The 25,241-nt window shown below is 48.5% G+C and carries 26 protein-coding genes; 11 read left to right on the top strand and 15 right to left on the bottom strand.

All coding sequences use genetic code 11. The features are described 5' to 3' along the window. Position 1 precedes the first annotated feature (1 nt). Genes ACJAYR_RS13755 through ACJAYR_RS13740 form a run of 4 tightly spaced genes read right to left on the bottom strand, consistent with a single transcriptional unit; the run spans position 2 to position 4,315 of the window. Complete coding sequence (locus ACJAYR_RS13755; RefSeq protein ID WP_415237141.1) at positions 2–913, bottom strand: haloalkane dehalogenase; 912 nt, start codon at positions 911–913, stop codon at positions 2–4. Between the two features lie 59 nt (positions 914–972). Further along, positions 973–1,554: a TetR/AcrR family transcriptional regulator gene (locus tag ACJAYR_RS13750; RefSeq protein WP_415237140.1), complete on the bottom strand. Its 582-nt coding sequence runs from the start codon at positions 1,552–1,554 to the stop codon at positions 973–975. A 53-nt stretch (positions 1,555–1,607) separates the two neighbouring features. Then, positions 1,608–3,665 carry a pyridoxamine 5'-phosphate oxidase family protein gene (locus ACJAYR_RS13745; protein WP_415237139.1) on the bottom strand — a complete coding sequence of 686 codons (2,058 nt, stop codon included), beginning with the start codon at positions 3,663–3,665 and terminating at the stop codon, positions 1,608–1,610. A 29-nt stretch (positions 3,666–3,694) separates the two neighbouring features. Next, positions 3,695–4,315, bottom strand: a complete 621-nt coding sequence (locus ACJAYR_RS13740) for a glutathione S-transferase family protein (protein WP_415237138.1) — start codon at positions 4,313–4,315, stop codon at positions 3,695–3,697. Positions 4,316–5,029: 714 nt separating this feature from the next. Between ACJAYR_RS13740 and ACJAYR_RS13735 the strand changes: the two genes are divergently transcribed. After that, a complete protein-coding gene (locus ACJAYR_RS13735; RefSeq protein WP_415237137.1) occupies positions 5,030–5,596 on the top strand; it encodes a TetR/AcrR family transcriptional regulator in 567 nt (188 codons plus the stop codon). A gap of 101 nt (positions 5,597–5,697) precedes the next feature. Continuing rightward, positions 5,698–6,393 (top strand): hypothetical protein, encoded by a 696-nt coding sequence (locus tag ACJAYR_RS13730; RefSeq protein ID WP_415237136.1) that lies wholly within the window; start codon positions 5,698–5,700, stop codon positions 6,391–6,393. Between the two features lie 74 nt (positions 6,394–6,467). Here the strand turns inward: ACJAYR_RS13730 and ACJAYR_RS13725 are convergent, their stop codons facing one another. Continuing rightward, complete coding sequence (locus ACJAYR_RS13725; protein ID WP_415237135.1) at positions 6,468–7,259, bottom strand: 3-hydroxybutyrate dehydrogenase; 792 nt, start codon at positions 7,257–7,259, stop codon at positions 6,468–6,470. A gap of 104 nt (positions 7,260–7,363) precedes the next feature. Beyond that, positions 7,364–8,077 (bottom strand): phosphonate metabolism transcriptional regulator PhnF, encoded by a 714-nt coding sequence (gene phnF, locus ACJAYR_RS13720; RefSeq protein ID WP_415237134.1) that lies wholly within the window; start codon positions 8,075–8,077, stop codon positions 7,364–7,366. A 132-nt stretch (positions 8,078–8,209) separates the two neighbouring features. On the opposite strand from phnF, the gene phnG reads away from it, so the two are divergent. The 8 genes from phnG to phnN are packed head-to-tail and all read left to right on the top strand — an operon-like array spanning position 8,210 to position 14,469. Next, a complete protein-coding gene (phnG, locus tag ACJAYR_RS13715; protein WP_415237133.1) occupies positions 8,210–8,662 on the top strand; it encodes a phosphonate C-P lyase system protein PhnG in 453 nt (150 codons plus the stop codon). Then, positions 8,662–9,267: a phosphonate C-P lyase system protein PhnH gene (phnH, locus tag ACJAYR_RS13710; protein ID WP_415237132.1), complete on the top strand. Its 606-nt coding sequence runs from the start codon at positions 8,662–8,664 to the stop codon at positions 9,265–9,267. Before phnG ends, phnH begins: the two co-directional genes overlap by 1 nt. Then, positions 9,267–10,373 (top strand): carbon-phosphorus lyase complex subunit PhnI, encoded by a 1,107-nt coding sequence (locus ACJAYR_RS13705; RefSeq protein WP_415237131.1) that lies wholly within the window; start codon positions 9,267–9,269, stop codon positions 10,371–10,373. The genes phnH and ACJAYR_RS13705 overlap by 1 nt, the downstream gene beginning before the upstream one ends. 4 nt (positions 10,374–10,377) lie before the next feature. Next, positions 10,378–11,280, top strand: coding sequence for an alpha-D-ribose 1-methylphosphonate 5-phosphate C-P-lyase PhnJ (locus ACJAYR_RS13700; protein WP_415237130.1), 903 nt, complete (start codon positions 10,378–10,380; stop codon positions 11,278–11,280). Beyond that, positions 11,277–12,059 carry a phosphonate C-P lyase system protein PhnK gene (phnK, locus tag ACJAYR_RS13695; RefSeq protein WP_415237129.1) on the top strand — a complete coding sequence of 261 codons (783 nt, stop codon included), beginning with the start codon at positions 11,277–11,279 and terminating at the stop codon, positions 12,057–12,059. The genes ACJAYR_RS13700 and phnK overlap by 4 nt, the downstream gene beginning before the upstream one ends. 9 nt (positions 12,060–12,068) lie before the next feature. Beyond that, the gene (gene phnL / locus ACJAYR_RS13690; protein ID WP_415237128.1) at positions 12,069–12,773 is read left to right on the top strand and encodes a phosphonate C-P lyase system protein PhnL; all 705 of its coding nucleotides are present in this window, start codon (positions 12,069–12,071) and stop codon (positions 12,771–12,773) included. Continuing rightward, a complete protein-coding gene (locus ACJAYR_RS13685; protein ID WP_415237127.1) occupies positions 12,739–13,905 on the top strand; it encodes an alpha-D-ribose 1-methylphosphonate 5-triphosphate diphosphatase in 1,167 nt (388 codons plus the stop codon). Before phnL ends, ACJAYR_RS13685 begins: the two co-directional genes overlap by 35 nt. Then, on the top strand, positions 13,906–14,469 hold the full coding sequence (phnN, locus tag ACJAYR_RS13680; protein ID WP_415237126.1) for a phosphonate metabolism protein/1,5-bisphosphokinase (PRPP-forming) PhnN: 564 nt from the start codon (positions 13,906–13,908) through the stop codon (positions 14,467–14,469). On the opposite strand, the gene ACJAYR_RS13675 is transcribed toward phnN, so the two are convergent. The 7 genes from ACJAYR_RS13675 to ACJAYR_RS13645 all read right to left on the bottom strand — a co-directional run bounded on the left by ACJAYR_RS13675 (position 14,464) and on the right by ACJAYR_RS13645 (position 22,132). Then, on the bottom strand, positions 14,464–15,159 hold the full coding sequence (locus tag ACJAYR_RS13675; protein ID WP_415237125.1) for a DUF1045 domain-containing protein: 696 nt from the start codon (positions 15,157–15,159) through the stop codon (positions 14,464–14,466). The two genes, phnN and ACJAYR_RS13675, sit on opposite strands and share 6 nt — an antisense overlap. Before the next feature lie 7 nt (positions 15,160–15,166). Then, on the bottom strand, positions 15,167–15,805 hold the full coding sequence (locus ACJAYR_RS13670) for a chloramphenicol acetyltransferase (protein WP_415237124.1): 639 nt from the start codon (positions 15,803–15,805) through the stop codon (positions 15,167–15,169). Further along, the gene (gene phnE, locus ACJAYR_RS13665; RefSeq protein ID WP_415237123.1) at positions 15,805–16,617 is read right to left on the bottom strand and encodes a phosphonate ABC transporter, permease protein PhnE; all 813 of its coding nucleotides are present in this window, start codon (positions 16,615–16,617) and stop codon (positions 15,805–15,807) included. Before phnE ends, ACJAYR_RS13670 begins: the two co-directional genes overlap by 1 nt. A gap of 75 nt (positions 16,618–16,692) precedes the next feature. Then, positions 16,693–17,709, bottom strand: coding sequence for a phosphonate ABC transporter substrate-binding protein (phnD, locus tag ACJAYR_RS13660; RefSeq protein WP_415237122.1), 1,017 nt, complete (start codon positions 17,707–17,709; stop codon positions 16,693–16,695). A gap of 42 nt (positions 17,710–17,751) precedes the next feature. Continuing rightward, entirely contained in the window at positions 17,752–18,591 is an 840-nt protein-coding gene (gene phnC, locus ACJAYR_RS13655; protein WP_415237121.1) for a phosphonate ABC transporter ATP-binding protein, read from the bottom strand. Between the two features lie 170 nt (positions 18,592–18,761). Beyond that, entirely contained in the window at positions 18,762–20,795 is a 2,034-nt protein-coding gene (locus ACJAYR_RS13650; RefSeq protein WP_415237120.1) for a hypothetical protein, read from the bottom strand. 86 nt (positions 20,796–20,881) lie between these two features. Continuing rightward, positions 20,882–22,132 (bottom strand): MFS transporter, encoded by a 1,251-nt coding sequence (locus tag ACJAYR_RS13645; RefSeq protein ID WP_415237119.1) that lies wholly within the window; start codon positions 22,130–22,132, stop codon positions 20,882–20,884. A gap of 231 nt (positions 22,133–22,363) precedes the next feature. On the opposite strand from ACJAYR_RS13645, the gene ACJAYR_RS13640 reads away from it, so the two are divergent. Further along, positions 22,364–23,599 carry a hypothetical protein gene (locus ACJAYR_RS13640; protein WP_415237118.1) on the top strand — a complete coding sequence of 412 codons (1,236 nt, stop codon included), beginning with the start codon at positions 22,364–22,366 and terminating at the stop codon, positions 23,597–23,599. On the opposite strand, the gene ACJAYR_RS13635 is transcribed toward ACJAYR_RS13640, so the two are convergent. Together ACJAYR_RS13635 and ACJAYR_RS13630 are read right to left on the bottom strand one after the other, a co-directional pair. Continuing rightward, positions 23,596–24,789: an MFS transporter gene (locus tag ACJAYR_RS13635; protein WP_415237117.1), complete on the bottom strand. Its 1,194-nt coding sequence runs from the start codon at positions 24,787–24,789 to the stop codon at positions 23,596–23,598. The two genes, ACJAYR_RS13640 and ACJAYR_RS13635, sit on opposite strands and share 4 nt — an antisense overlap. 9 nt (positions 24,790–24,798) lie before the next feature. Then, on the bottom strand, positions 24,799–25,241 hold a 443-nt coding region (locus ACJAYR_RS13630), incomplete at its 5' end, for an SDR family oxidoreductase (RefSeq protein ID WP_415237116.1).

Below are 25,241 nucleotides of genomic sequence, written 5' to 3'. Positions count from 1 at the left end.
TCTAAATTGGGTTTTTCTGCATAAAACGGATCATGACATTGGCAATTTCAGGCCCTTGATCTTCCTGCAGAAAATGTCCGCCCTTTTGAATGGTGACATGATCCTGTCCTGCGGCGCCGGGGATCAGCTTCTGTAAAACGCGATCCCCACCTCGCGTGATCGGATCCTGATCACTGAAGGTTGTCAAAAAGGGCTTACCCCACCCTTTCAGCACGTCCCAGGCATCGCGATTTGCCTGAGATTCCGGATTGTCCGGAGACGATGGGACCAATAAAGGAAATTGACGCGCCCCTTCCTTATACCGCTCCTCAGGATAAGGGGCGTTATACCCGGCGACAACATCCTCAGAAAGATCAGAAACTGTCGCACCCTTGATAATTCCCCCTGCTGGAAATTCAGGTACTGTTTGTGAAAATTCCTGCCATTTGAAAAAGGCTTCAGATGGTTTTTGATCGCCGGTAGGCAAAAACGTATTTCCAGCAACAACGCGCGCAAATTTATCCGGCCGTGCCGCTACCAAACGCAGACCTATCAAACCGCCCCAGTCCTGACAGAACAGGGTAACGTCCGAGATCGCCAGCTGATCAAAAGCGTCAAGCATCCATGCGACATGGCGCGCATAGGTGTAATCCTTGCGGTCGGCCGGCTTATCAGACCGACCAAACCCGATGAGGTCAGGAGCAATCACCCGATACCCTGCGCTGACAAACACGGGGATCATTGTCCGGTAAAGATAGGACCATGACGGCTCACCATGCATAAGAAGGATTACGTCCCCATCCGGTGCGCCCTCGTCCACATAATGCAGTCTTAGCTGTCCGCCTTCAGTATCATCAATCATCAGGTAGTGCGGCTTGTATGAATAGCCGGTTAGATTATCAAAACAACTGTCTGGCGTCCTGAGCGCGTGCATAACATCCTCCATTTTAAAGTAACCGTTCAAAAAAACGGCAAAAAATTTTCTTATTGATTTTAGTCGTTTAGTATATTTAATACCAACTCCAGTGTACCCTTATGCCAGTCCGTTTCATGGTCATACCGCAACCTGACCAGTATACCTGATAGCAGCATCACCAAATGCTGGGCCACTTGATCGGGAGCCCTACTTGCGAAAATCTGTTTATTTTCAATCCCGCGCACAACGGTATCCTGCAGGGCTCTCTTTACTTTTTTGTGCGCTTGTTTCATTTTTTCACGCACATTTTGAGAATGCAGATGGTTTTCAACGCTGGTATTCACCAGAAGACACCCCAATTCCCGCACACTGTCAGGCTTATCCAAACAATCTTTGAAAAAATCAAGTATGCCTGTTTTGGCATTATCCTGGTTCAGAAAAACCTCGATGCGCCGATCGATAATCGTTTCCACATAATGGTCCAGTGCGCGAACAAACAAGCCATCTTTATTGCCAAAACTATTATAGATGCTGCCTGTGCTTAAGCCCGTCACCTTCTCAAGGTCCCTCATACTGGTCGCCGCATATCCCTGTTTCCAGAAACACCGCATTGCACCTGCTAAAACCTTCGTTTCTTCAAATTCTATTGGACGTACCACAGGACCCTCGCTTCAATTAGAGCAAGTGTTTCAAAACGGACGAAGTGTGTCAATCAGATCTTAACAGTAACGTCATCGGTTCCGATGGCCGGGCGGGAACAGCATAACAAAACCTGTCCGTCGTCTGGAACAGCATCTGGTTGCGGGCCATATACGACAGATCCCGATGCCATGGGAACGGCACAGGTACCACAAACACCATTTCGGCAGCTGAAATCTGGCGCAAAACCATGCTGTTCAGCAAACTCTAGAAGGGTGCCATCTTTTTTCTGCCAAACATGTGCGGTTTCTCCGCCAGAATGCTGAAACCGGACAAGCGCCTCTTCAGCCGCTGCAGGTTCGCTTTTCACCTCAACATTTCGTTTGATTGCCGCCGGGCCAAAGGCTTCTGCCTTTATGTCTTCATCTTTTATACCCATCTGAACAAGCAAATCATACACTGATTGCATAAAACGATCAGGGCCACATAGAAAGAATTCTGCCCCCTCACCCGGAAGAACGTCCTGCAAAAGTTCCTGGGTTATATATCCTTGTTCATGATAGTGGATGCCCGGCTCTTCTTGCGCTGTAACCTCTTGCAATAAGGACACATATTGAAGGCTGCCATCCGCACTCTTCACCAGATCCTGAATTTCATCAAAAAAGCCTCGTTCGCGGCTATTTCTCGAAGAATGGATCAGGGTTACCGGGCGTAAGGCGCGCGTTCGGAAACCATCCTGCAATGCGGCCCGCATCATAGATACCATGGGGGTGATACCCACGCCCGCCGACAATAATATCGCGGGTTTGCGCTCGGACGTATCCAATGAAAACGACCCCCGCGGCATTCGCACAGCCAGCGTGTCCCCCGGTTGCAAATTATTGTGCATATAACGCGACGCACCCTGTTCCTTTTTAACGGAAATCCGAATTACTTTATCCAACGGCGAAGAAGAAACAGTATAGGTGCGAATAAGGGGCTGCCCCTCTTCCACCGGGACTTTAACCGGCAGAAACTGTCCGGCATTAAAATGTGGGACCGCCTCCCCGTCTTGAGGAGATAGATAAAATGATCGAATAACCGAACTTTCATCCACACATTGTAAAATCTTGTAGTCCCGCCATTCATTTTTACGAGCGGATAATCGTTCGACCGAAGCCGCATCCTGCCAGGTACCTGTCAGGTTAGAATTTAAAGAAGCCACACCACCCGACCAACGAACAGGAAGTACGCCCTTCAGAATAATTCCTTTTTCCAACGTAAACACCCAACCGCGTTCGGCGCCCTGGAAATGCTCAAACCCTTCATTATCCCAACGAACCTCGACCGTGCCTGTCAATTGGACCATATCACCAGTTTGAAAATCAACGAACAAAAGGCCCGCCTTGGGGTTCAACAGAAAATTTCCGATTGTATTGAAATGAAAATTCCCGACAAAATCAGGAACAAAAAGACGCGTGCCGTCTATTTTCACAAAGCCGGGTCGCCCCCCGCGATGTGACATATCAACACCGCCCGTTGCATCCGCAACGTCATCAGAAGCACTGCTCGATACAAAGAAGGTATCAGCCTCTTCAATCAGCATTTTGACCAGACCATCAAATTCATAAAAAACACGTCTCTGACTGCTGTCCGGAGCGGAGCCGGACGGCTTCTCATAGGAAAGTTCTCGGGTATGAATATATTGCGGACAATTCCCAAAGGACTGATCAACCGTCAACAAAAACCCGTCCAAATCAACAGTATCGACAGTAGCGTTCAGTCGATTACGCCGTCTTGTATGCATTTCAAGGCCCAGCAAACCGAGCCGAGTTCTTACCTGCAGATTTTCAGATAATGGATCGAGAGGATGCGGCCGGGCATTTACCTTAAGTGCGGCAGAGGTATCACTTTGCAAAAACCCGGCCTCTCCGACCAGGGCTGTCGCCCATGGCCATCCGTGAGCATCAACATGACCGACATAAACAATCGGCAACTGACGGAAAAAATCGCGGTGCTGATCAGGCAAATACGGGCGAATAACACGCCGGGCAAAACGACGCATTTGCTCGGCTACGCCCACTTTGCGTTGCGCTTCAATTTCACCTTTGTGAAAAGGTGTATCAGTCGCAGTCCAACCAGTATCCTGCATAACGTTCTCCGTCAATTCACACGAATTTCTTAAGCAGCCAGACCAACCTTGGTCTTTTTCATTCCAACGAACCCAGGAAGCCCTTCAACACGGGATAGCCAAGCGCGGATATTCGGATAACCGCTAATATCAACATTTCCTTCCGGGGCGTGTGCCGTATAGGTGTAAACGGCAACATCAGCGATCGTTGGTTCATCCGCTGCGAGCCAGCTCCGCCCCTCCAAATGAGCTTCAAGACGGTCAAAAGCCCAACTTGCGACAGCTTGTGCCCGTCCGGCATCCAAGCCAGCGCCAAAGACAGTGATCAGCCGTGCTGATGCAGGGCCGTAACTGATTTGACCAGCCGCCAGAGATAGAAAGCGCTGAACCGCTGCAGCACCTTCTGGGTCTTCGGGAAGCCAGTTTGGTGCGTATTTTTTGGCAAGGTATACAAGAATGGCATTTGAATCAGACAGGACAATATCCCCGTCTTCGATAACCGGAACCTGTCCGAAAGGATTTAAGGAAAGAAAAGGCTCTTTCTTGTGGGCCCCGTTCGGCAGATCAACCACAATCGCTTCATAGGAAATGTTGGCAAGATTTGCGAACAGCTCCACTCTATGGGAATGACCGGATAGGGGGAAACCATGGATTTTAATTGAATTCGTCACTTCTTATCTCCAGAAAATACAGAGGTTAATTTTATCGATTGGAATTGGAAGGGGTTGGCGTAGGTTGAGGGGAACTTCAGCCAATTGACCCCCTTCCAGAAGGAAAGAGTATTGAGCCTGTAAAGTCTGGCCGTGACCAGATTCACCTCATGACATTGGGGATTCATGCTTCGGCTTTTCATACTCTGTCCCTTCATTCGTTGATCCGTTTGTATCTGACCTCATTCTCAAACGGATCCATTTTCAGTATTCAATAATGGTTTTTCATCAACTCACCTGAACAACACAAAACTCTTCGCATCAATGGACCAAAAGAACGGTCCACACATTTACAGACGACCAGCGGGAAACAACTTTTCCGATTTAAATCAGGAGAAACGGCGAACTCTTTTGCGTAGATCAATCGAACATCCCGATATTCAATCACAAACAGTAAGGACATTACATTCTTGTAAAAATTGAACACGAATTCCGGCGATTCTTGCCCTTAAAGAGATTCGGCCTCCGTCACCGCATCAATTTTTAATGGCACTTACTGTAACTCATGGCATTAATATGTACAGATCGGTACATTATGTCAATGCAATTTTCTGACAATCCCTTTTTAAAAAATCTCAAAATTTGGATAAAACGTTATTTTTCAACAATATAAGGATTGAAAAAAATATCATATACTCTAAATATAAACGTACAAATCAGTACACGAGGATCAACATGCGCGTTTCAAAAAGAGATGAACTGGTTCAAAAGGCCCTGACTATTTTTTATCGGGACGGCTACCACAAGACAGGCATGGACACGCTGGTAAAGGAAACCGGGATTTCCAAAACGTCCATGTACAAACACTTCAGGACCAAGGAAGATTTGATTTTGGCGACATTGCGCCTACGGGATGAAGTCTTCCGAAATCATTTCGTAAGGCGGGTGGAAGAACTAGCAAAAACGCCGAAAGATCAACTCATTGCCATTTTTGATGTTCTAAGAGAATGGTTTGTCAGCGACGAGTTCAGCGGCTGCATGTTCGTAAAAGCCTCTGGGGAATATCCTGATGCAAGCACCCCTATCTTAAGCATCGCGCGAGAGCATAAAAAACTGCTTTTCAACTACACAAGAAGCCTTGCAGAAGCCGCAAATGCGAAGGACCCCGATCTCCTTGCAGGTCAACTGATGATTCTCAAAGAGGGGGCCACGGTCCTGGCTCATATTAACGGTGCCAGCACTTATTCAGAGACCGCCAAGCAAGCCGCACAGGCCCTGATTGACTCACATCTAGAGAAATAGCCCCAACTTGTTGTACCGATCTGTTAATAAACTTTTTTTAAATTATTTAAATTTTATTAACTCCTGTTAATATCAAAAAATATTAATAGATCGAGGGGCACATGAAGATACTACAGAATTTAAAACTCCTAATAAGCGTGCTGTTTTTTTCGACAGCATCCTTTATGGCACACGCGGCGTTAGTACCTGTTGCCTATACAGGCGCATATAACGAAGCTGGCAACGCACCCGGAAATGATTATGATGGGATTGGAGGGAGCAACGATGTTGCTGTCTTCGACTTGATCGGAACGCCATCAGGAACAAGCAACACCTTTACGGGCTCTGTTTACACACCAGTAGATTCTTCTGATGCCTTCACTATCCGTTTGTCAGAGGGTCAAACCCTGACAGGTGCCCGTATTGTTTTTGGAACAAACCTTAACCCGTTCAATCCACTCTTTTCAGCACCACCGCCAAATTGGTCCATGAGTTATACATCCGGAACAAACCCGGAAATTTTCAATATTCCCGTTGCGCCAGATATGGGCATTCCGAGCCCCCCTCCGGGCGCAACCGCACCGATTTCTTCGGCCTTGATTCCGTTAAGCCTCGGAGAGGGTGTCTACAACATCCTGCTTGGAAACGGAACCTTTGGCACAAATACTGGTGAGCCGGTTGGCTATGTCATGACATTCGATGTGACTGGTAGTCCGCCGCTCTCAACAGTGCCGCTTCCCGCTGCGCTGCCATTGTATGGGGCTGGCCTGGGTCTGATGGCATTTGTTGGATGGCGCAGAAAACGCAAGTCTGCCTAACGGCCGGTAAATGCTAATCACAAAAAATAAGGCGGCCAACGGCCGCCTTTTCTTTTTGCATAAAACGCCCGTTGCTAACGCGCACTCCAACCGCCATCCAATACAATAGACGTTCCTGTCATATTTGCGCCCCCCGGACCACACAGAAATAATGCAGCCTCCGCAAGTTCTTCGGGGGTCGTAAAGCGCAAGGATGGCTCTTTCTCCAACAACAGTGCTTTGGCTGCGGCCTCAATATCCAACTGCTCTTTTTCAGCCAACGCAATAATCTGCTTCTCCACCAAAGGTGTCCGCACCCAACCAGGGCATATGGCATTGCAGGTGATATTGGCCTCAGCATTTTCCAAGGCTGTCACTTTTGTCAGCCCAATGATCCCGTGCTTTGCCGCAACATACGCTGACTTTTCAACAGAGCCTACCAAACCATGGACTGAAGCGATATTTATAATCCGTCCATAATCGCGGCTTTGCATTCCGGGCAAGGCCGCTGCCGAGGTGTAAAATGCACTGGAAAGGTTAATCGCCAGAATGTCTTCCCACTTCTGTGGCGGAAAATCTTCAATTGGGCAAACATGCTGGATACCCGCATTATTCACCAGAATATCAACCGACCCGTGCGCCGCCTGCACATCCAACACCATCTGTTGAATAGCGTCCGCATCAAGCATATTGGCACCGTTATAACTGACACCACACGAAGATACTGCGGAAACCTCGTCCTTGGCAGCTTGGATCATGCCTTCGTCGCCTAAACCGTTCAAGACCACATGGGCACCGTTTTGGGCGAACTTTTTCGCCATTGCCAGACCAATACCGCTTGTTGAGCCCGTCACCAAGGCTACCTTGCCGGACAGATTAACTGTCATCGTAAGTCTCCAGATTAAAAGAAAATTAAATTGGGTTTATGCCATGCATACTGCTTAGCGACCATTTTATCGTCAAGAACAAACTTGCCCGGCTTAACCTCGCATCATTCAACAAGCAACTGAACCCGGTCACTGGTAAAACTGGTGTTTCCGTATTCTATGGGCGTACCTTTTTCATCAACATCAACACTTTCAGTCACCAAAATAGGCCGGCTTTTCTGCTGTTTTAACAAACCCGCTATTTTACCATTGGGAAGCTGGGCACTCACTTTCGTTACTTTGCGCGTATAATCATGAATGTTGAATTCGCGAAAGGCTTCAGTCAACGATTTCGTTTCTTTGAATATCTCAACGATCCCCTCAAACCGGCTGGCAGGTAGCAGGCTTTGACCCACAGCAAGCGGGACACCATCCGCCTCACTCACAGACATGATTTCGATAACGGGATCTCCCGGCTTTATTTCCAAATGACGGGCTACCAGTTGCGTTGCTTTGATTATTTTATCAGAAATCAGTCGCTTGTCCGGTAGTCGATGACGACTGGAAATGATTTGTGAGAAACGTGTCCTGCTACCAAGCGGATAGTCCAGAACCTGCTCCTGAACGAACGCTCCACGCCCCTGTTCCACCCGAACAATATTGGTTTCAACAAGCGCAGCCATTGCCTGTCTGACGGTGTGACGGTTTACGTTAAACCGCCGAGCTAGAGCCATCTCGGTCGGCAATTTCTCACCGGGTTTAAAAAGCTCAAGGGCGATATCACGCATAAGCTGACGTTCAATCTGCTTCCAGATCGACAATCCCTTTTCCCATTCCATGCTTTTTCCTGACCGTCACAAAAGTTTCATGCTGCTGTCTTCTAAAAGACCGATATCAGGCTCTATAACAAGAAATCATATAGACATCTAGACAAATTTAGAATTTGTCGATTTATTTTAGAAAGGATCAGCATGTCGGGAACGTCACTAACGATTGAACAGTCACGACGCAAAAGCCGGATGGAAACACTTGCCCGAAGCAGATGTTCCGAACTGGAAAGCATCTGGGCCGAGACTGGCGAAGGCACGACCTACAGCTTTCTTCGGGAACCAGAGATCGGCCTTGTCATGGTCCGGGGGCGTGCTGGCGGTACAGGCCAGCAATTCAATCTTGGAGAAATGACCGTCGCCCGCTGTTCCGTTCAATTAAATACAGGCGTCATTGGTCATGGATATGTCAAGGGTCGCGACAGGCGTCACGCTGAACTTGCGGCCCTGCTCGACGCTCTGCTGCAATCCGACCCCACAATTGATCGGCATCTTGATCCAATAAACGCAGCGCGCGAGAACGAAAAGCAAATTCATTCCGCCAAAGTCGCCGCAACTAAAGTGAATTTTTACACAATGGTCAGAGGAGAAGACTGATGGGTTTTGATACAGTATCCGCCCCCCTGCCCGGTCTGGAGAATAAGGCATTTTCATCCAACCGTATCTTCAGGGACGTATTGGAGGCACTGTCCCGACCGGGGATTGTTGTAACGGCCCCGGAAAATCTGGAATGTCCTGCGCCCATAAATCGTTCCGCGACAGGTGTTCTTTTAGCGCTTGCTGACATGGACACGCCGGTTTGGTTCAGCCCCGACATTCGTAACCAACAAATTGAACAGCACTTCCAGTTTCATACAGGATGTCCTTTAACCAAGCAGGCGTCAGAGGCAAGTTTCGCTGTGACCCATGCCTCTTCAGATTTATCCTTTTTAAAATCATTGAATACAGGCACCCCCGAAAACCCTCATCTTTCGGCAACCTTAATTGTCATGGTGGACGGATTTAACGGGTCAACCCCTCTCTCCCTAAGCGGTCCAGGGATCCAGACGAAGCATCAACTTTCCCTTCATCCGCATCCTCAAGCACTGATCCAATGGGCACAGACGAACCAGCGGTTATTCCCTTGTGGCGTAGATGTAATTTTCGCATCTGACACATCCCTCGCAGCCCTTCCCCGGTCCACACAAATTGAGGTGAAATAATGTATGTAGCTGTAAAGGGCGGCGAACGCGCAATCGAAAACGCCCATAAACTTTTAGCAGAAAAGCGCCGCGGCGATCCCCAAATTGCCGAGCTTGGTGTTTCGCAAATCGAGCAACAACTCAGTCTGTCCGTCTCTCGAGTCATGGCAGAAGGCTCGTTATATGATCCTGATTTGGCTGCACTTGCAATCAAGCAGGCCCGCGGCGATTTAATTGAAGCCATCTTCCTGATACGGGCATACCGCACCACACTGCCACGCTTCAGCTATTCGGCTCCTCTGGATACCGGGCGGATGCATATCAGCCGGCGAATTTCAGCAACTTACAAGGACTTACCAGGCGGACAGGTTCTAGGGCCCACATTCGATTACACGCACCGGCTTCTTGATTTCACGCTGACCGCAAATGGAGAAACCACTCTCGAAGCCGACAAATCCGAAGAACCGCTGGACGATAATATGCCCCGAGTACTGGATGATTTGCTCAATCGTGAAGGATTAATCCAGCCGGAAACCCGTGACCGAAACGAGGCAGAGACAGCCGTTGGTGATTTGACCCGCGATCCGATGAATTTTCCGGTTGAGCGGGATGTCAGGCTTCAGAACCTTGCGCGTGCAGACGAAGGGTTTCTTCTTTCATTGGGATATTCAACGCAACGGGGATACTCCCGTAATCATGCCTTTGTGGGCGAGATACGGGTCGGAACACTCGCAGTGGAAATTGAACCGGAGGAACTCGGTTTTCCGTTGGAAATTGGTGAAATCGACGTGACCGAATGCGAAAATGTCAATCAGTTCGCCGGCTCGAAAACGGCTCCCCCTCAATTCACACGCGGATATGGACTGACCTTCGGACAAAATGAGCGCAAAGCGATTGCGATGGCGCTTGTTGACAGGGCTTTACGCGCCAAAGAACTGGGGGAAGAGGTCGTCGCCCCAGCGCAGGATGAAGAATTCGTTCTCGCCCACAGTGACAATGTCGAGGCCACAGGCTTCGTTGAGCATATCAAATTGCCACATTACGTCGATTTTCAGTCTGAACTTGAACTTGTCCGAAAAATGCGCCGCGAAATTGAACAATCAGGCGCAATGGCGGCAGCGGAGTAATAAAGTGTCTACTACAAATATTAAATCAGCTGACTATAATTTTGCTTACCTTGACGAGCAAACCAAGCGCATGATCCGGCGTGCGTTGCTTAAAGCGGTCGCCATACCGGGCTATCAAGTCCCCTTTGCCGGACGTGAAATGCCTATGCCATACGGTTGGGGAACAGGTGGCGTGCAGGTCACGGCAGCCGTTATCGGGCCCGACGATGTCCTGAAAGTGATTGATCAGGGCTCTGACGATACGACAAATGCTGTCAGTATTCGCAAATTCTTTGCCCGTACAGCTGGGGTCCCGACGACCACCAAAACGTCAGAGGCTTCCCTTATTCAGACGCGCCACCGCATCCCGGAGCATCCGTTAAAGGAAAACCAAATCCTGATCTATCAGGTTCCCATTCCAGAACCATTGCGGTTCCTTGAACCTCGGGAAACAGAAACCCGCAAGATGCATGCTCTCGAAGAATACGGTCTTATGCATGTGAAACTCTATGAAGACATTGCGCGTCACGGTCACATCGCCACCACCTACGCCTATCCGACCCTGATCAACGACCGCTATGTGATGGACCCGTCCCCCATCCCAAAATTTGATAATCCGAAAATGGATATGATGCCAGCTCTTCAACTTTTCGGGGCAGGACGCGAGAAAAGAATTTATGCCCTCCCGCCTTATACAAAAGTGAAAAGCCTGGATTTTGAGGATCATCCATTTGTCATACAAAGTTGGGAAGATAAATGCGGTTTTTGCAGCGCAACGGATACTTTTCTTGATGAAGTCATTCTCGATAACAACGGAAACAGGATGTTTGTGTGCTCAGACAGTGATCACTGTAACGAACGACAGGCAGCCGGTTATACAGGCCCGCAATCAGAAAATGGCAGCGCGCCAATAAAGGTGACAGCATGAAGACTCAAAATGACACACTCCTTGAAGTTCAGGATCTGACATTGATGTATGGCGACCGCATTGGTTGCGAGGACATATCGTTTAAACTTTGGCCGGGTGAAGTTCTTGGGATTGTTGGTGAGTCCGGTTCCGGGAAATCAACATTGTTGAACTGTATTTCTGCCCATCAGAAGCCAACCCGCGGAACGGTGTCCTACAACACCCGACTGGAAGGCATGAAAAGCGTTTATGGGATGATTGAACCGGAAAGACGCCTACTGATGAGAACCGACTGGGCTTTTGTTCATCAAAGTGCCCGGGATGGCCTGCGGATGAATGTGAGTGCTGGTGCCAATATCGGGGAACGGCTGATGGCGATTGGAAACCGGCATTATGGTGATATTCGTCAGAACGCCGAAACCTGGCTCGAAAAAGTCGAAATATCGGCAGAACGACTGGATGATTTACCAACGACCTTTTCCGGCGGCATGCAACAACGCTTGCAAATTGCCAGAAATCTTGTGACAGGCCCCCGCCTTGTTTTTATGGACGAGCCAACCGGCGGATTGGATGTATCTGTTCAGGCGCGGTTACTGGATCTGTTGCGCGGGCTGGTTCGCACCTTCGGTTTGTCTGTTGTCCTTGTCACGCATGATCTGGCGGTCGCCCGTCTCCTGTCGAACCGATTAATGGTCATGCAAAAAGGCCGGGTGATTGAACACGGCCTTACAGATCAGGTTCTGGATGATCCCCAGCACGCCTACACACAATTGCTTGTATCCTCCATCCTGCAAACATGAGAAACCTCCATGACTAAACTTCTACACGTCGAAAAAGTGTCGAAAAGCTTCACTTTGCATACTCAAGGCGGAACAACAATTCCGGTCTTCAAGGATGTTGATTTTCAATTATCCAAAGGGGATTGCATTGCCCTGACAGGCAACTCCGGTGCAGGTAAAAGCACTTTTATGCGCATGATTTATGCAAATTATCTGTGTTCTTCCGGGACCTTGAAGGTCAACCATAAAGGCGAATGGGTTGATCTGCGCCAAGCGTCCCCTCACCAGATCATCGAAATCCGTAAAATGACCATGGGTTATGTCAGCCAGTTTTTGCGCGTTATTCCGCGGGTTTCGACACTCGAAATTGTGTCAGAGCCTCTGCAAGCAATTGGCGTTCCGAAAAGTCTGGCGCTTGAAAAGGCACAGACACTGCTTTCCCGTCTGAATATACCACAAAGGCTATGGTCCTTATCACCCCTTACATTTTCAGGGGGCGAACAACAACGGGTCAATCTTGCGCGCGGCTTTATATACGACTACCCCCTCATGCTTCTTGATGAACCAACCGCCTCGCTGGATGCGAATAACAGGCAGATTGTTCTGGAACTTATCGAAGAAGCCAAACAAAAAGGGTCAGCGATTTTGGGCATATTCCATGATCAGGCCGCCCGCGATGCCGTAACAACAGGTACGTTTGATGTCACCAAACACCGGACTGAAATCAATGCATGAACAGATATATAAAAATGCCAAGATCGTTTTGGCTGACGAAGTGATAACGGGATCCGTCTGTGTAAGGGATGGTGTTATTCAAGACATCGCCCTTAATGGCAGTCAGTTGCCGATGGCCGTGGATTTGGAAGGCGACTACCTTATGCCGGGCCTGGTTGAACTCCACACGGACAATCTGGAAAAACATCTAACACCACGCCCGAAAGCAGCCTGGCCCCCAATTGCGGCGACCGTCGCGCATGATAATCAAATTGCAAGTGCCGGTATCACAACTGTGTTCGATGCCATTGCGGTTGGGGATGTCAATGACGGCAGTGAACGAATAAACAGATTACAGGCAAGCATTGAAAGTCTTGCGCAGGCGAAGGAAAAGAAACTCCTTCGTGCTGAGCATCTCATTCATTTGCGCTGCGAAGTCAGCTATTGCGGAATGATCAGTGCGTTGGATCAATTTGCAGCCCATGAACTGGTCAGGATGCTCTCCATAATGGATCACACTCCTGGTCAACGGCAATTTGTCAGTCTGGACGCCTATTATACCTATTATCAGGGAAAGTTTGGCCTTACCGAAGCCCAAATGAAAACCTTCATAGAAGATCGACGTAAAGATCAGTCTTTGTATAGCGACAAGCACAGACGGTACGCCGTGGAGATCGCGAAACAAAACAATCTTGCGCTGGCAAGTCATGATGACGCAACCGAAGCCCATGTAAAAGAAGCGGTATCCGATGGTATGACTGTTGCTGAATTTCCGACCACGCTGGAAGCTGCGAAGGCTTCCCATGACGCCGGTCTCGGCGTCATGATGGGAGGGCCGAACCTTGTTCGCGGCGGATCGCATTCGGGCAATATCGCTGCGGGTGATCTTGCCAAACAGGGCTTTCTGGACATTATTTCAAGCGACTATGTACCGCACAGTCTCTTGCATGGCGCGTTGTTGTTATTTGACGATCATGGATATGACTTACCCAAAGCCATAAGAACCGTCACGAAATCACCGGCCGAATGTGTTGGCCTGCACGATCGCGGAGAAATCAAAATCGGAAAACGAGCCGACTTCATTCACGTCCACCACTCCCCTCATCATCCCATAATTCGCGGTGTGTGGCGCGAAGGTTCGAGAGTCTCTTAAATGACAGGTACCCTTATTCTTGTTGTCGGCCCCAGTGGGGTCGGCAAAGACACCTTGCTGGATACTGCCAAAGAATATCTGGCTGAAGATGACCAGTATATTTTTCCGCGCCGTATTATCACCCGACCGCAAGATGCAACAGGTGAAGACCATAAAGCAGTCACGCCCGAGGAATTTGCTAAAATGAAAGCGCGCAAAACATTCGCTTTGTTCTGGCACGCCCACGGACTTGACTATGGAATTCCTGTATCAACTTTAAGGGATGTCGCGAACGGAAACACCGTGATTGTGAACGTTTCACGCACTGTTATTGCAGAGGCTGAGGAAAAGTTCAAAGCAGTGAAAGTCGCCTATATCAATGCCAAACCAGACATTCTGAGACAACGCCTATTGGCAAGAGGTCGTGAAACGGATCAGGATATTGAAAAACGGATTGACCGTGCCAGCCACTATAAACCCTCAGGGCACAATATTGTTCATATTGATAATAGCGGTCCCCTTGAAAGTGCTGTTCAGTCCTTTATCCGTCTAATTTCAGAACCGCTGTCCACGCCAGCGCTATGATAGGCTGAACCGCCGGATCAACCGAAACGGAGATCCGTTCCCCGGATCTCCAAACAGGCACAGTTGGTCCAGAATAAAGGGCGGCCGCCTCAAATCCTCTGTCTCGCGCTCCAATATCTCCACGAGCGGCTCTTTCTCGCTTTCATCAAGAATATCAGTCAACGTCAAATGAAACCGGAAATCGTCCAGGATGTACGGATATCCCCACGAAAGAAGGTTTTCTTCCTGACGATCAGAGAGGGTTTTGCGCCGCCTGTATTCCAATTCTTCCTGACTGAGGGGTAACCGAAAATTGTCCAGCTCTTTCACACAGGAGGCCGCCAAAACGTTCAGCGCCGTCAGATCTCCCGTTGGGCAAAGCGCCATAAAATCACCAATGATCTTTAGTGTGAGCGGCCCCACTTCAACGGCGGATAATTGCTCTGCCAACCCCATAAGGGCTTCTTCCAGATGCCTTTGGTCAACATCCGGTTTTACAAAAAAAGGTGGCTTCAACGTCCCATGAAAGCCGTAATGTGTTGGAGCCCGGGTAAGATCCTGAATTTGTTGAAACGACAATTCCGGGATTTGAGGGCGCGGTATCATCAACCCGGTAAAAGGGTCCCTACCCAGCCAGCTATTGCCAAACTCTGATAACGGCGTATCAAACTTAGGGGCGTAATATATGGCATAACGCTTATAACCGTTCATGAGGCTCCTATTCGACATCAAATTTGCAACAGAATTCCTGCGCAGATAATTCCCGAAAATCTGACAAGCGCGCCTTTAGCAGGTCATGCGACCAATGCCACCACTGAATACGCAAAAGACTATCCCTAACTTCCTGAGAAAATCGTTCGCGCATCACGGTTCCAGGAACCCCTGTAATAATGGTATAGGGCGGTACGTCCTTTGTGACAACCGCCGCAGACCCGATGATTGCCCCGGTTCCAATTCGAACCCCGCCCTGTACCGTAACACCATGCCCGATCCAGACGTCATGATCAATCACGACTTGCAAAGAGCGGCGGCTTTCAAAAAAGCCCTGATCATCTTCGCCCAGCCCATACATATCACTCCGATACTGGAAGTGATGCAGCGATGCCCGGTCCATCGGATGTTGCCCCGGATTGATCCGGACATGCGCGGCGATATTAACAAATTTTCCGATTTTCGAGTAAATGATGTCGCTATCATTCACCACATAGGAATAATCCCCCATCGACGTTTCGGTAATTTTCGTCCGCTCCCCCACTTCGGTCCAGCAACCCAGTTCAGAATTCAGAACTGTCGCAGTCGAATGAAGGCTCGGTGAAGGGCCAAGTTTCTTCTGATTGTCTGTTAGTCTATCAATCATCAGGTAACCAATTTGCGGAGGCGCTGAGATAGAATATCCAGCAAGCTAACACTTACGATAACAATGATCATAACCGCCGCGGTTTCTGCATAATAAAACCCTCGAATATATTCCCACAGGACCATCCCAATACCGCCAGCCCCGACAATTCCAAGCACCGTTGCAGAGCGTACGTTGGATTCAAACCGATAAAGCGAATAGGAAATCCAAAGCGGCAGGACTTGTGGAATAACGCCAAAGATCACTTCCTGAAGACCGTTCGCACCGGTCGCCCGAATACCTTCGACAGGCTGAGGGTCAATTGCTTCTACAGCTTCAGAGTATAGCTTAGCCAGAATACCCGTTGTGTGAATCCAAAGCGCGAGAACCCCAGCAAAAGGACCAAGCCCTACCGCCACGACAAATAGCATGGCGAAAACCATTTCATTGATCGCTCGAAACGAGTCCATGATGCGGCGCACGGGTTGATACACCCAGGCAGGAACGATATTTTCCGAGCATAAAATTCCAAGGGGTATGGAACAAACAATCGACAGAACCGTTCCCCAGATCGCAATCTGGATGGTGATCCACATTTCTGAGACATATAATTTCCATTCAAGGAAATCCGGAGGGAAAAAACCTGCGGCAAACTCAATCATGTTTTCGGAATTGTGGATCAATTCCATCGGACGCATATCCGCGCCTTCCCATGACAGAACCAGCAGTCCCATGAAAGCTGCCCAAAAGATCGTATTGATCACAGATCGTTTCAGATCTTTGGCCGGCAATTGAACCATGCCGTGATCGCTATGTTTAGCTGCCATTGTCATCTTGTCACACCATAATGTCGTTAAAAAAAAGACGCCCCACACTGTGTGAGGCGTCCATGTTGGTCGTGCCATTTCTTATTTGTGGGATACCAAAATTGCCAGTTCAGCCAATTTTTTATCAATCGCCTCGATCTTGCCCGCCTTATCAGCCGCCTTGATGTCCTGGTTTTTCTCCAACTTGATTTTGTCTTTAAACAAGGCCAGCTGACGAATTGGATAAAGCTGCGTGTTATTGCTTTCCATGAACAGGCCCAAGCCATCCGAGATACCGTCCAGAACCTTGCGGGCACCCGCCACATCGCCCAAACGTCCGTAACCAAGGAAAAAGGCTTTAATTTTTGACTTCATTTCTTTTGATAGGTCTTTACGGTAAACCATTGGATCTGAAGGAATAAGCGGTGATGTCCAAATCACTTTAACTTTCTCTGCTGCGGCAGGCGCCTTCAATTTCGAACGTCCAATCTGTTCAGAATTGTTAGCCGCTACATCCACCTGATTATTAGCCGTCGCCATCAAATTTGTTTCATGATTTGCATTGCGCACAGTTTTGAAACATTTTTTTGGATCAACATTATTCTGGGCAAAAACATAATAACTGGGAACAAGAAACCCGGATGTTGAATTTGGATCGCCAATCCCGAAGTTCAGGGATTTATCGCAGTTGAGAATATCGTCCAATGAATTGATATTGGTGTTTTTCACGTTCGTTATGATGTGAGAATAGTATCCCTGAGATCCGTCTTTCTTGGATGTCTGGACAAAGACTTCTCCGCCAGAACGATCAACGGCTTCCATTCCGGATTTGTTGCCATACCAGGCGACATGGACCTTGCCAAAACGCATGGCTTCAATAACACCGGCATAATCTGGTGCAAAGAATGCCTTTACCTTCTTGCCAAGTGCTTCTTCCATATCTGCCATTAAAGGCAACCACTGGCTTTTAAGATTTGACGTGGATTCAGTAGAAATGATGCCGAAAACAATTTCTTCGGGATCCTTATCCAGCGGTTTAAACGATACTTCTGCTTTCGCGGCAGGGCTCATCATCAGACCTGTGGCGAGTGCGGCGGATACCAGCAATTTGCGAACCATTTTAGTCGTCTCCGTATTTAGGTTAAAATATTGTGTTTTGAATTAGCCCGTGGCCAGAAGCAGTTCTTCTTTTCTGGCTGAGGGTGTTTTTGGTTTTTCTGATGGTTTTTCAGCGAATAATTCATCGCTTTCGTCTCCGTAAAGCTCTCGAAGAAAGGCCGGAGTCAATTTGTCAGACGTGCCATCAAAGATGATTTCGCCCTCGCGCATGGCGATTGTTCTCGGGCAATACTGAACCGCATAATCAACCTGATGCAGACTGACAACGACAGTGATTTTGTCTTCTTTATTAATGCGTTCCAACGTTTTCATAACATTGCGAGATGAAGCAGGGTCCAGTGATGCAATCGGCTCATCTGCGAGGATCAACTCTGCCCCCTGCGTCAGGGTTCTTGCGATAGCAGCGCGTTGCTGCTGGCCACCAGAGAGATTAGACGCGCGCTTGGTCGCATGACCCGCGATACCCACCCGCTCCAGCGCAGCCATCGCTCGCTGCTTTTCCTCTCGTGAAAATAAAGCAAGCGTTCCGCGCCATCTTGGTATTTGACCAAGTAAACCGATGAGAACATTTGAAAGAACGGTCAGGCGGCTCACAAGATTGAATTGCTGAAATACCACGCCAATTCTTGACCGACTGCTTCGGGCATTGCGGGCAATCTTGCCGTTCTGCTGCATTACATTGCCTAGAACCTCAACCGTACCGCCATTCGGATCCCCCTTAAGCAGCCCTGCGATATGACGCAGCAAAGTTGACTTACCAGACCCCGAAGCCCCGATTAGCGCCACCATCTCCCCTTGTTCAATAGACAAATTAACGCCATTCAAGGCTTTTTTATCTTGTTGGAAAGACTTGCTTAACCCGGTAACACTGATTGCCAACATAATGCCATCCATCTTGAGTTTCGATGGCGCTATATTGGTGGGTTCGTCAGACAGTGATGTGAATATAGAGTTACAGAAAAGTGAAGTTTGCCGCGCGGATATCTACCTTCTCGGCATTTGTCTAGACCCCTTTCGGATAAAAGGTCCAAAGAGAAGCTGGTCGGCGAGGATTACACGGCTGTTTTTTCTGAGGCATTCAGTTCATCTTGCCTGGACAAATAGACAAGATGCATCAGGCAATCATTACCAATGGCCATCCCACATAGTGACGCACATTGTATGGCCATTAAACACGGACGTTTCTCTTCATCCGGTAACTGATTAAAGTGATCCTGAGAAACCGCCTTTCCATTAATGCCAAACCTTTCCCGATCGGACTGAGCTTCAGTCCATTCAGCATCCGCTTCTTTATCTGCCGAATATAAAATGCCTTTTTTGCAGACCCGGGTGAGTAACGAAGCCGCGGCTTGCGTTTGTTCATTGGCAAGGTCAATGCCTTCGTCCAGAATTAAGTAATCTGCCTGCTCAAAGCCCAAGCCATGATTATAAATCGTATCCACACTATTTTGCAGTAAAGCGACATCGACAGACGGGTTCCAGAGAATAGCCTTAGCCGCATCAGGCGGTGTACCCAAACCAACAAGAGGGCTAGGCCCGACAAACGCGTTTTCGTCGTTTTGAAGGCCCACTGTTAAGCCGTGATAATCGAAAATAGCCTGCAACCAATATGAAACTCGGGAAGTGCCGTTGGATAAGATCGCAACTATCGGGATCTGAGCATCATCCCCTTGTGGCCACATAAGTTCAAAAACCCGTTTGAATTGCTGTAATTTTTGATCCCCCGGTCGTTCAATGTCGAAAATTGCAGGCATGACATTGACTTCACAAATTCGACCTTCCGTTTCCCAATAAGGTCTAGTGATATCTTCGGTCAGGAAATCAACGCCTGCCACCTGCAACCCAATCGCAACCGCAGCCCGTTCCGCCATTGAGATATTATCCGGGTGGACCTGATCTGTAACATCGTCAAAATTGCCTCCCTGACTAAGGTTAGGCACTTGTTGCAAATAAATGATTTGACCATCATCGGGGATAGTGGACCAGTTTAGTTCCTGTTTTTCAAGGTTACGGGTGGTGTCTTCTGAAATGGGAATGCCAAAAATCAGTTTACCATCCGGCCCTTTACGCCAGTCAGCTTCATTGGCCTTCTCAACAAGCACACGAATGCTATCCTGCCCATTCCCCGTCACATTTGCCCGGTTCCGACGAATACATAATTCAAACTGCCCACCGACAATATGAAAACGGTAATCTTCGCCCGTAATATGCTCTTCAATCAGCACATGCTGGTGATATTTTGACGCCCTATGAAACGCGCCTTTCACTTCCTCAAGGCTGTTGGCTTTTGGTGTTATCCCAAAACCTTGAAGTCCAAACAGAGGCTTTACAGCAACTGGAAGACCAATTCGTTTTGCCGCCTGTAAGGCTTGTTGTTCAGATCTGACAACCTGCTGGGGCGCAACGGGCAGACCTGCAAGGCTCATTAATTTTTGAGTTTGCTCTTTGTTATTTGCAGCAGACGCCGCAATATGACTTTCCTGATGAACGATAGACCGGTCACAAATTTTTCGGTTTCTGCCATATCCAAAAAATACCAATTTCTGATTTGCCGATACCTTTCGCCAGGGAATTGATCTTTGCTCGGCCAGTTTAATGAATTCAATAACGGGCCGACCTAAAGACAGTCGTTTGTTCAAAACAGAAGCTTCTTGCTGAATTGCCTCCAGTCGTTGGGCGAATTGGGCAAGACTGTCTTCAAACTCATCGGGCGTGAGTTCATTAAACAAGCCGTACAGCAGGAACATCACCCGTCTGCAAACTTCGTTCACTGTAAAAGGGACGTAACAGGTAAAATAACCGGTATCTTCTTCCTGCTGAACATATCCGTCTGCGATTGGGCCGCAAACCGTCTTCATAAGTTTTGCCGATATCTGGACCAAGGCGCTACATATCAGGAAATCGGGAAAATCCTTGGCTTCTGGCCGAAAATCGATTTTTCCTGCCTCACACAACTTTTGCGCAAAATCACCGGGGTCCGGAAACGAACGGACATCCACCTCAAACACGTATTTAAGCACCGGTCCCTTTGCAAAAAGGTTAGGGCCATCATAAATCGTAACGCTTTTAGCCAGTAGAATGCTCACAGAAATCCCCCTCTTTCAGGCATAAACTACAGGGAATTTCCGTGAATGCGAACCTTATTCTACCAACGCGCTGCGCCGCCACGGCATCAGGCCGGTGCAAGCGCCCTTTCGTGAATGGGTTTCTCTTTCACTGGAAGATGAATGATGGCTGAAAAGGCACCCACCCCGACGCCAACCCACCAAACTGCATCGTAGGATCCAAACTGATCATACAATGTCCCACCGAGCCATACGCCCATGAAGGAGCCGAGCTGGTGTGAGAAAAAAACGATCCCATAAAGAGTGCCCATATATCGAAGGCCATAGATATGCGCCACCAATCCTGACGTCAACGGCACTGTGGCCAGCCACAAAGACCCCATAACAATCGAAAACAGGACAACACTTGTTGGCGTCATCGGGTAAATAATAAACGCGGCCGAGGCAACTGTGCGCCCAACATAGATCCAGACCAGAAGGTATTTTTTCGCAAAATGCTTACCCAATGCCCCGGCGACAACTGTTCCGATTACATTTGCGGCACCAATGATGGCAATCGCAAAGGCGCCAAGGGCAGAGGTCGAACTGATCCCCAGACTGCGCATCATACTATCAGGAGCAATGGCGGCGCAGACTTCTGTAATATACGCCGGAAAATGGGCTGTAACAAAAGCCAGCTGAAAACCGCATGAGAAAAATCCCAGAAAAATCATACAGTAAGATGGGTCATAAAAGGCCTTTTTTAACACCGCCCCCATACTTTCGTGCAGCTCTGCTCGGGTCGCCATTGGCTGTTCAGCGCGCAGGAAAGGAAGGGCAAACAAGACCAAAAGAATAACCCCGGCAAATACCAGAAACACGGAGGACCAGTTCATATATTCCAACAGAAAAACAGCAGCTGGCGGTCCGATAATCTGCCCAGCCGAACCAGCGGCAGTGGCAATCCCCAGAGCCATCGATCTGTTTTCTTCAGCCGCTGCCCGCCCGACAATCGCCAGAATGACGCCAAACCCCGTACCGGCAATACCAAACCCAACAAGGATTTCCAAAAGTTGATGGCTTTCCGGGGTAACGGCATAACTGCTCATTATCAACCCAACGGAATATAAAACTGCCCCCAGAATAATGGCGCGCCGTTCTCCAAATTTTTCCGCAAAAGCGCCAAATATTGGTTGCCCGACCCCCCATGCCAGATTTTGTATTGCAATCGCTAATGAGAATTCTGATCGTAACCAACCAAATTCCTCGGCGATTGGAATTTGAAATACCCCAAAGCTGGCGCGAATGGCGAAACCTGTCATCAGGATAAAACATCCCGCAATTAAAACAGGCGTAAACAGACTTGAACTTTGACGCATTGGGGCCTCACAAACTGGAAATCGCTGATCCGTGAAATTCCGAAAGAGATAGAAGACATTTTTTATAATGTACCAGTCCTTCTGTCTCACCATACCCGCAAATCGGATGCAACCTCTTCTTTGTCTTAAGGACAAAGTTGGCAGGAATTCTATAACTTTCGTCACAAAAAGTGGGCTTTCCCACATAAAATTATTAAATTATAATGTACGTCTTCATTGAGGGGGAAGCGAATGCCGGACTTTGCAACGATAAAAAAAACATCAACAAATCGAATATCCATTGTCATCGCTTTGCTCTTGCTGTGGACCTTGGGCGTCACATTCATTGTCTCGTATATCAGCCCTTTGGAAGAAATTATCGCCAGCGCCCCGTTAGGCGAAGAGGAAAAGAAAACCGCCCAAAAACAACTGGATAGACTGACCCTGCAAAGTGACAGTGCGACGGTCCTTGCGAAATACAGTGATAGCCTTCTGGTTGCCTATAGTGACGCAACTCAGCAGATAAAAAAGTTTCTAAAATATGACCCCGCCGAAAGCGCTTTTCAGAACTACCAGACGATTGTTCACGCCGTGACCAGCATCGAAACCAATAAAAGCGTTATTTTAACAGACAGTCGCGGAAGCCGGTCAAACAAGGTCCTTTCAACAGATTACCGGTACAGCAATTACGACACACAAGAAAAACCGGCAACACTGAAAGAATTATCCCTTCACGTTTGGCAACCCCTCGTCACAATGGCACAGCAGGAAGTAGGAACGGATAATTACAGAACCAATCCGGTGGATTTAGCGTCTCTTACACCGGTTATGCGGGAGGGAATGGAATATAAACCCGTTATTCTGGGAAACGACGCCTCTTACGCGAACCGGATCGAGGCGGCGATGATCTTTACCGAACAGGACGGCAACATTTCAGTACTCCCAAAAGGAGACAGAGACACACCGCTTTATGCGTTTCTCGATTGGGTGTCAGAGGGAAAAAGTTCCGATAATCTGAACAATAGAGCAGAGAAAAACATCCAGCAGATCATCACGGCCCTTGAGACCCATATCGAAAAGTTACAGAAACAAAAAACACAATATGATCAGGCCAAAATCAGTTACAACAATCAACTTAAAGGCCTGCAAAGTCGTTTACGCAGCTCTGAATCCCTGTTTTTTGTTGCGACCTTTCGCGCCTTTCTTGTCACCATCGTCATCATTTCGATCGGTTTTGTCCTTATTCGCGCATTTGCGGCAGAGTTGACGCAGATGCGCAGGGTAAGTTACCTCGAAATCGCTGCTGACCTGACCTCCCAATATCCAGCGGAAGTGTTAAAACATATGCCAGACATCATTCGTGCTGTGGGCGGTGACAAAGCAGGCGCCCCGACCCTTTCAGATGGATCGCCGCCAGACGCGATCACGGTCGCGGAAAAACTTGGGAACGCTGTATCAAAATTCTCAACGGCGTCAAAACCGCTCTAACCCCGTTTAGCGGCCTTCAGAAAGGAGGCCGACAGGAATAAGACAAGTCCAACAATCGGCGCACAGATCAGCACCTTCAGGACAAGCGTATATCCGCCTACTGCCCAGATAAGCGAGGCAATTAGCCCGGCAAATGCTGATCCAATCATATAGGGGACGGATTGAGCCCCGGCCTTTAGCCCAAAATTTTCGGCCCCGAGAATTTCACGCGTAATAATCGGCTTCATAATACTCATCACGCCGATCCCACTTCCTTGCAGAATGATGAAGGCAATCAGAAAAGCCGGCGAAAGACTTGTTCCTATCAAGGCAAGATTTCCGAGAATAACGAAGGAAAAACACAGACAGGTGACGATCAGATTTGAAACATGCCGTTCGGCGAACATCATGGCAAGGCGCCCCAATACCTGCATCGGGCCGATAAAGGTTGCGGCCAGAATGGCGACACTGGTCTCAAACTGACGTTCTTTTAACAAAAGCAACAGGTGATTAATCACCGCGACATGGTTCATATACAACAACGTAAAACCTGCGGCGAGCAACCAGAATGTTGGTCCCAGCAGAAAACGGTATTGGCCTTCCCGTGGTATTTCTGTTGTAGGCCCGTCTTGGTCTTGAGGAACTGCGTGGCGATTGAGATATTGACCACCAAACCACATTAGTGGCACGCCAACAACGCAAATCAGCAACGCAAAAAACGTTGCTGCTACGCGCCATCCTGCATAGTCAGAAATCAAATGAGACACAGGAAAAGAAACTGTCCCAGCAAGCCCCGCAATCAGGGTTACCAGTGTGATCGCCCGTTTTGCTTCGACACCGCGCGTGCGGATCAGAAAAGAAAAACACGGATCATACAGGCAACACCCCATACAGATACCAAGAACGATCCAGATCCCGTAAAAGGCAGGAAGGGTCTCAATAAAGGAAAGAGAAAATAGAAACACGCCCCCCATAAAGCCTCCACCAGCCAAGATATGCGGCCCGTAGCCTTTATCAATCAGACGCCCTGCAAAAGGGGCGATGAGCGCAGAGCTTACAATCGACGCCGTGAGCGCCCCGGTCAATTCGGCTTTTGTCCATCCAAAATCAGTTTCCCAACGCACAATCAAGGCTGGGAAGATATAATAGATCCCCGCCCAGAATAATGTTTCCCCGAATGCCAGGAACAGAATAGCCCGCCGGATCGTCATCCAAATCCCCTATTGCGCCAGATATCCGCCATCGATCGGGATAGACGTTCCGGTCATAAATTTTGCTTTTTCAGATGCACAGAAAAGAACACCCGCAGCGATATCCTCTGGTTCCCCAAAATGGCCAACAGGGTGTAGTTTTCTAAGCTTTTCGGCAAGGTAGTTTGGGTTGCCCTGTTTTTCCAGCGCGTTTTGCACCATTGGCGTATCAATATAGCCCGGCATCACCGCGTTAATACGAATTTTATAGCCATATTGCGCACAATAAAGGGCGGCCGCCTTGGTGAAATTTTTCACTCCTGCCTTTCCGGCGCAATATCCGGTTGCCCCAAAAAAGCCAACATCCGCAAGGATCGACGCGATGTTCACAATGGCTCCCCCTTCGTGTTTCATCTCGCGAATAGCGTTTCGAACCCCCAGAAAAGTACCATCCAGATTTATCGAGTTTTGAA

Origin of the sequence: Sneathiella sp. (genome assembly GCF_047631475.1) — a bacterium.
In the GTDB taxonomy this organism is placed as follows: Bacteria; Pseudomonadota; Alphaproteobacteria; order Sneathiellales; family Sneathiellaceae; genus Sneathiella.
This window is presented reverse-complemented; position numbering and strand designations above follow the sequence as displayed.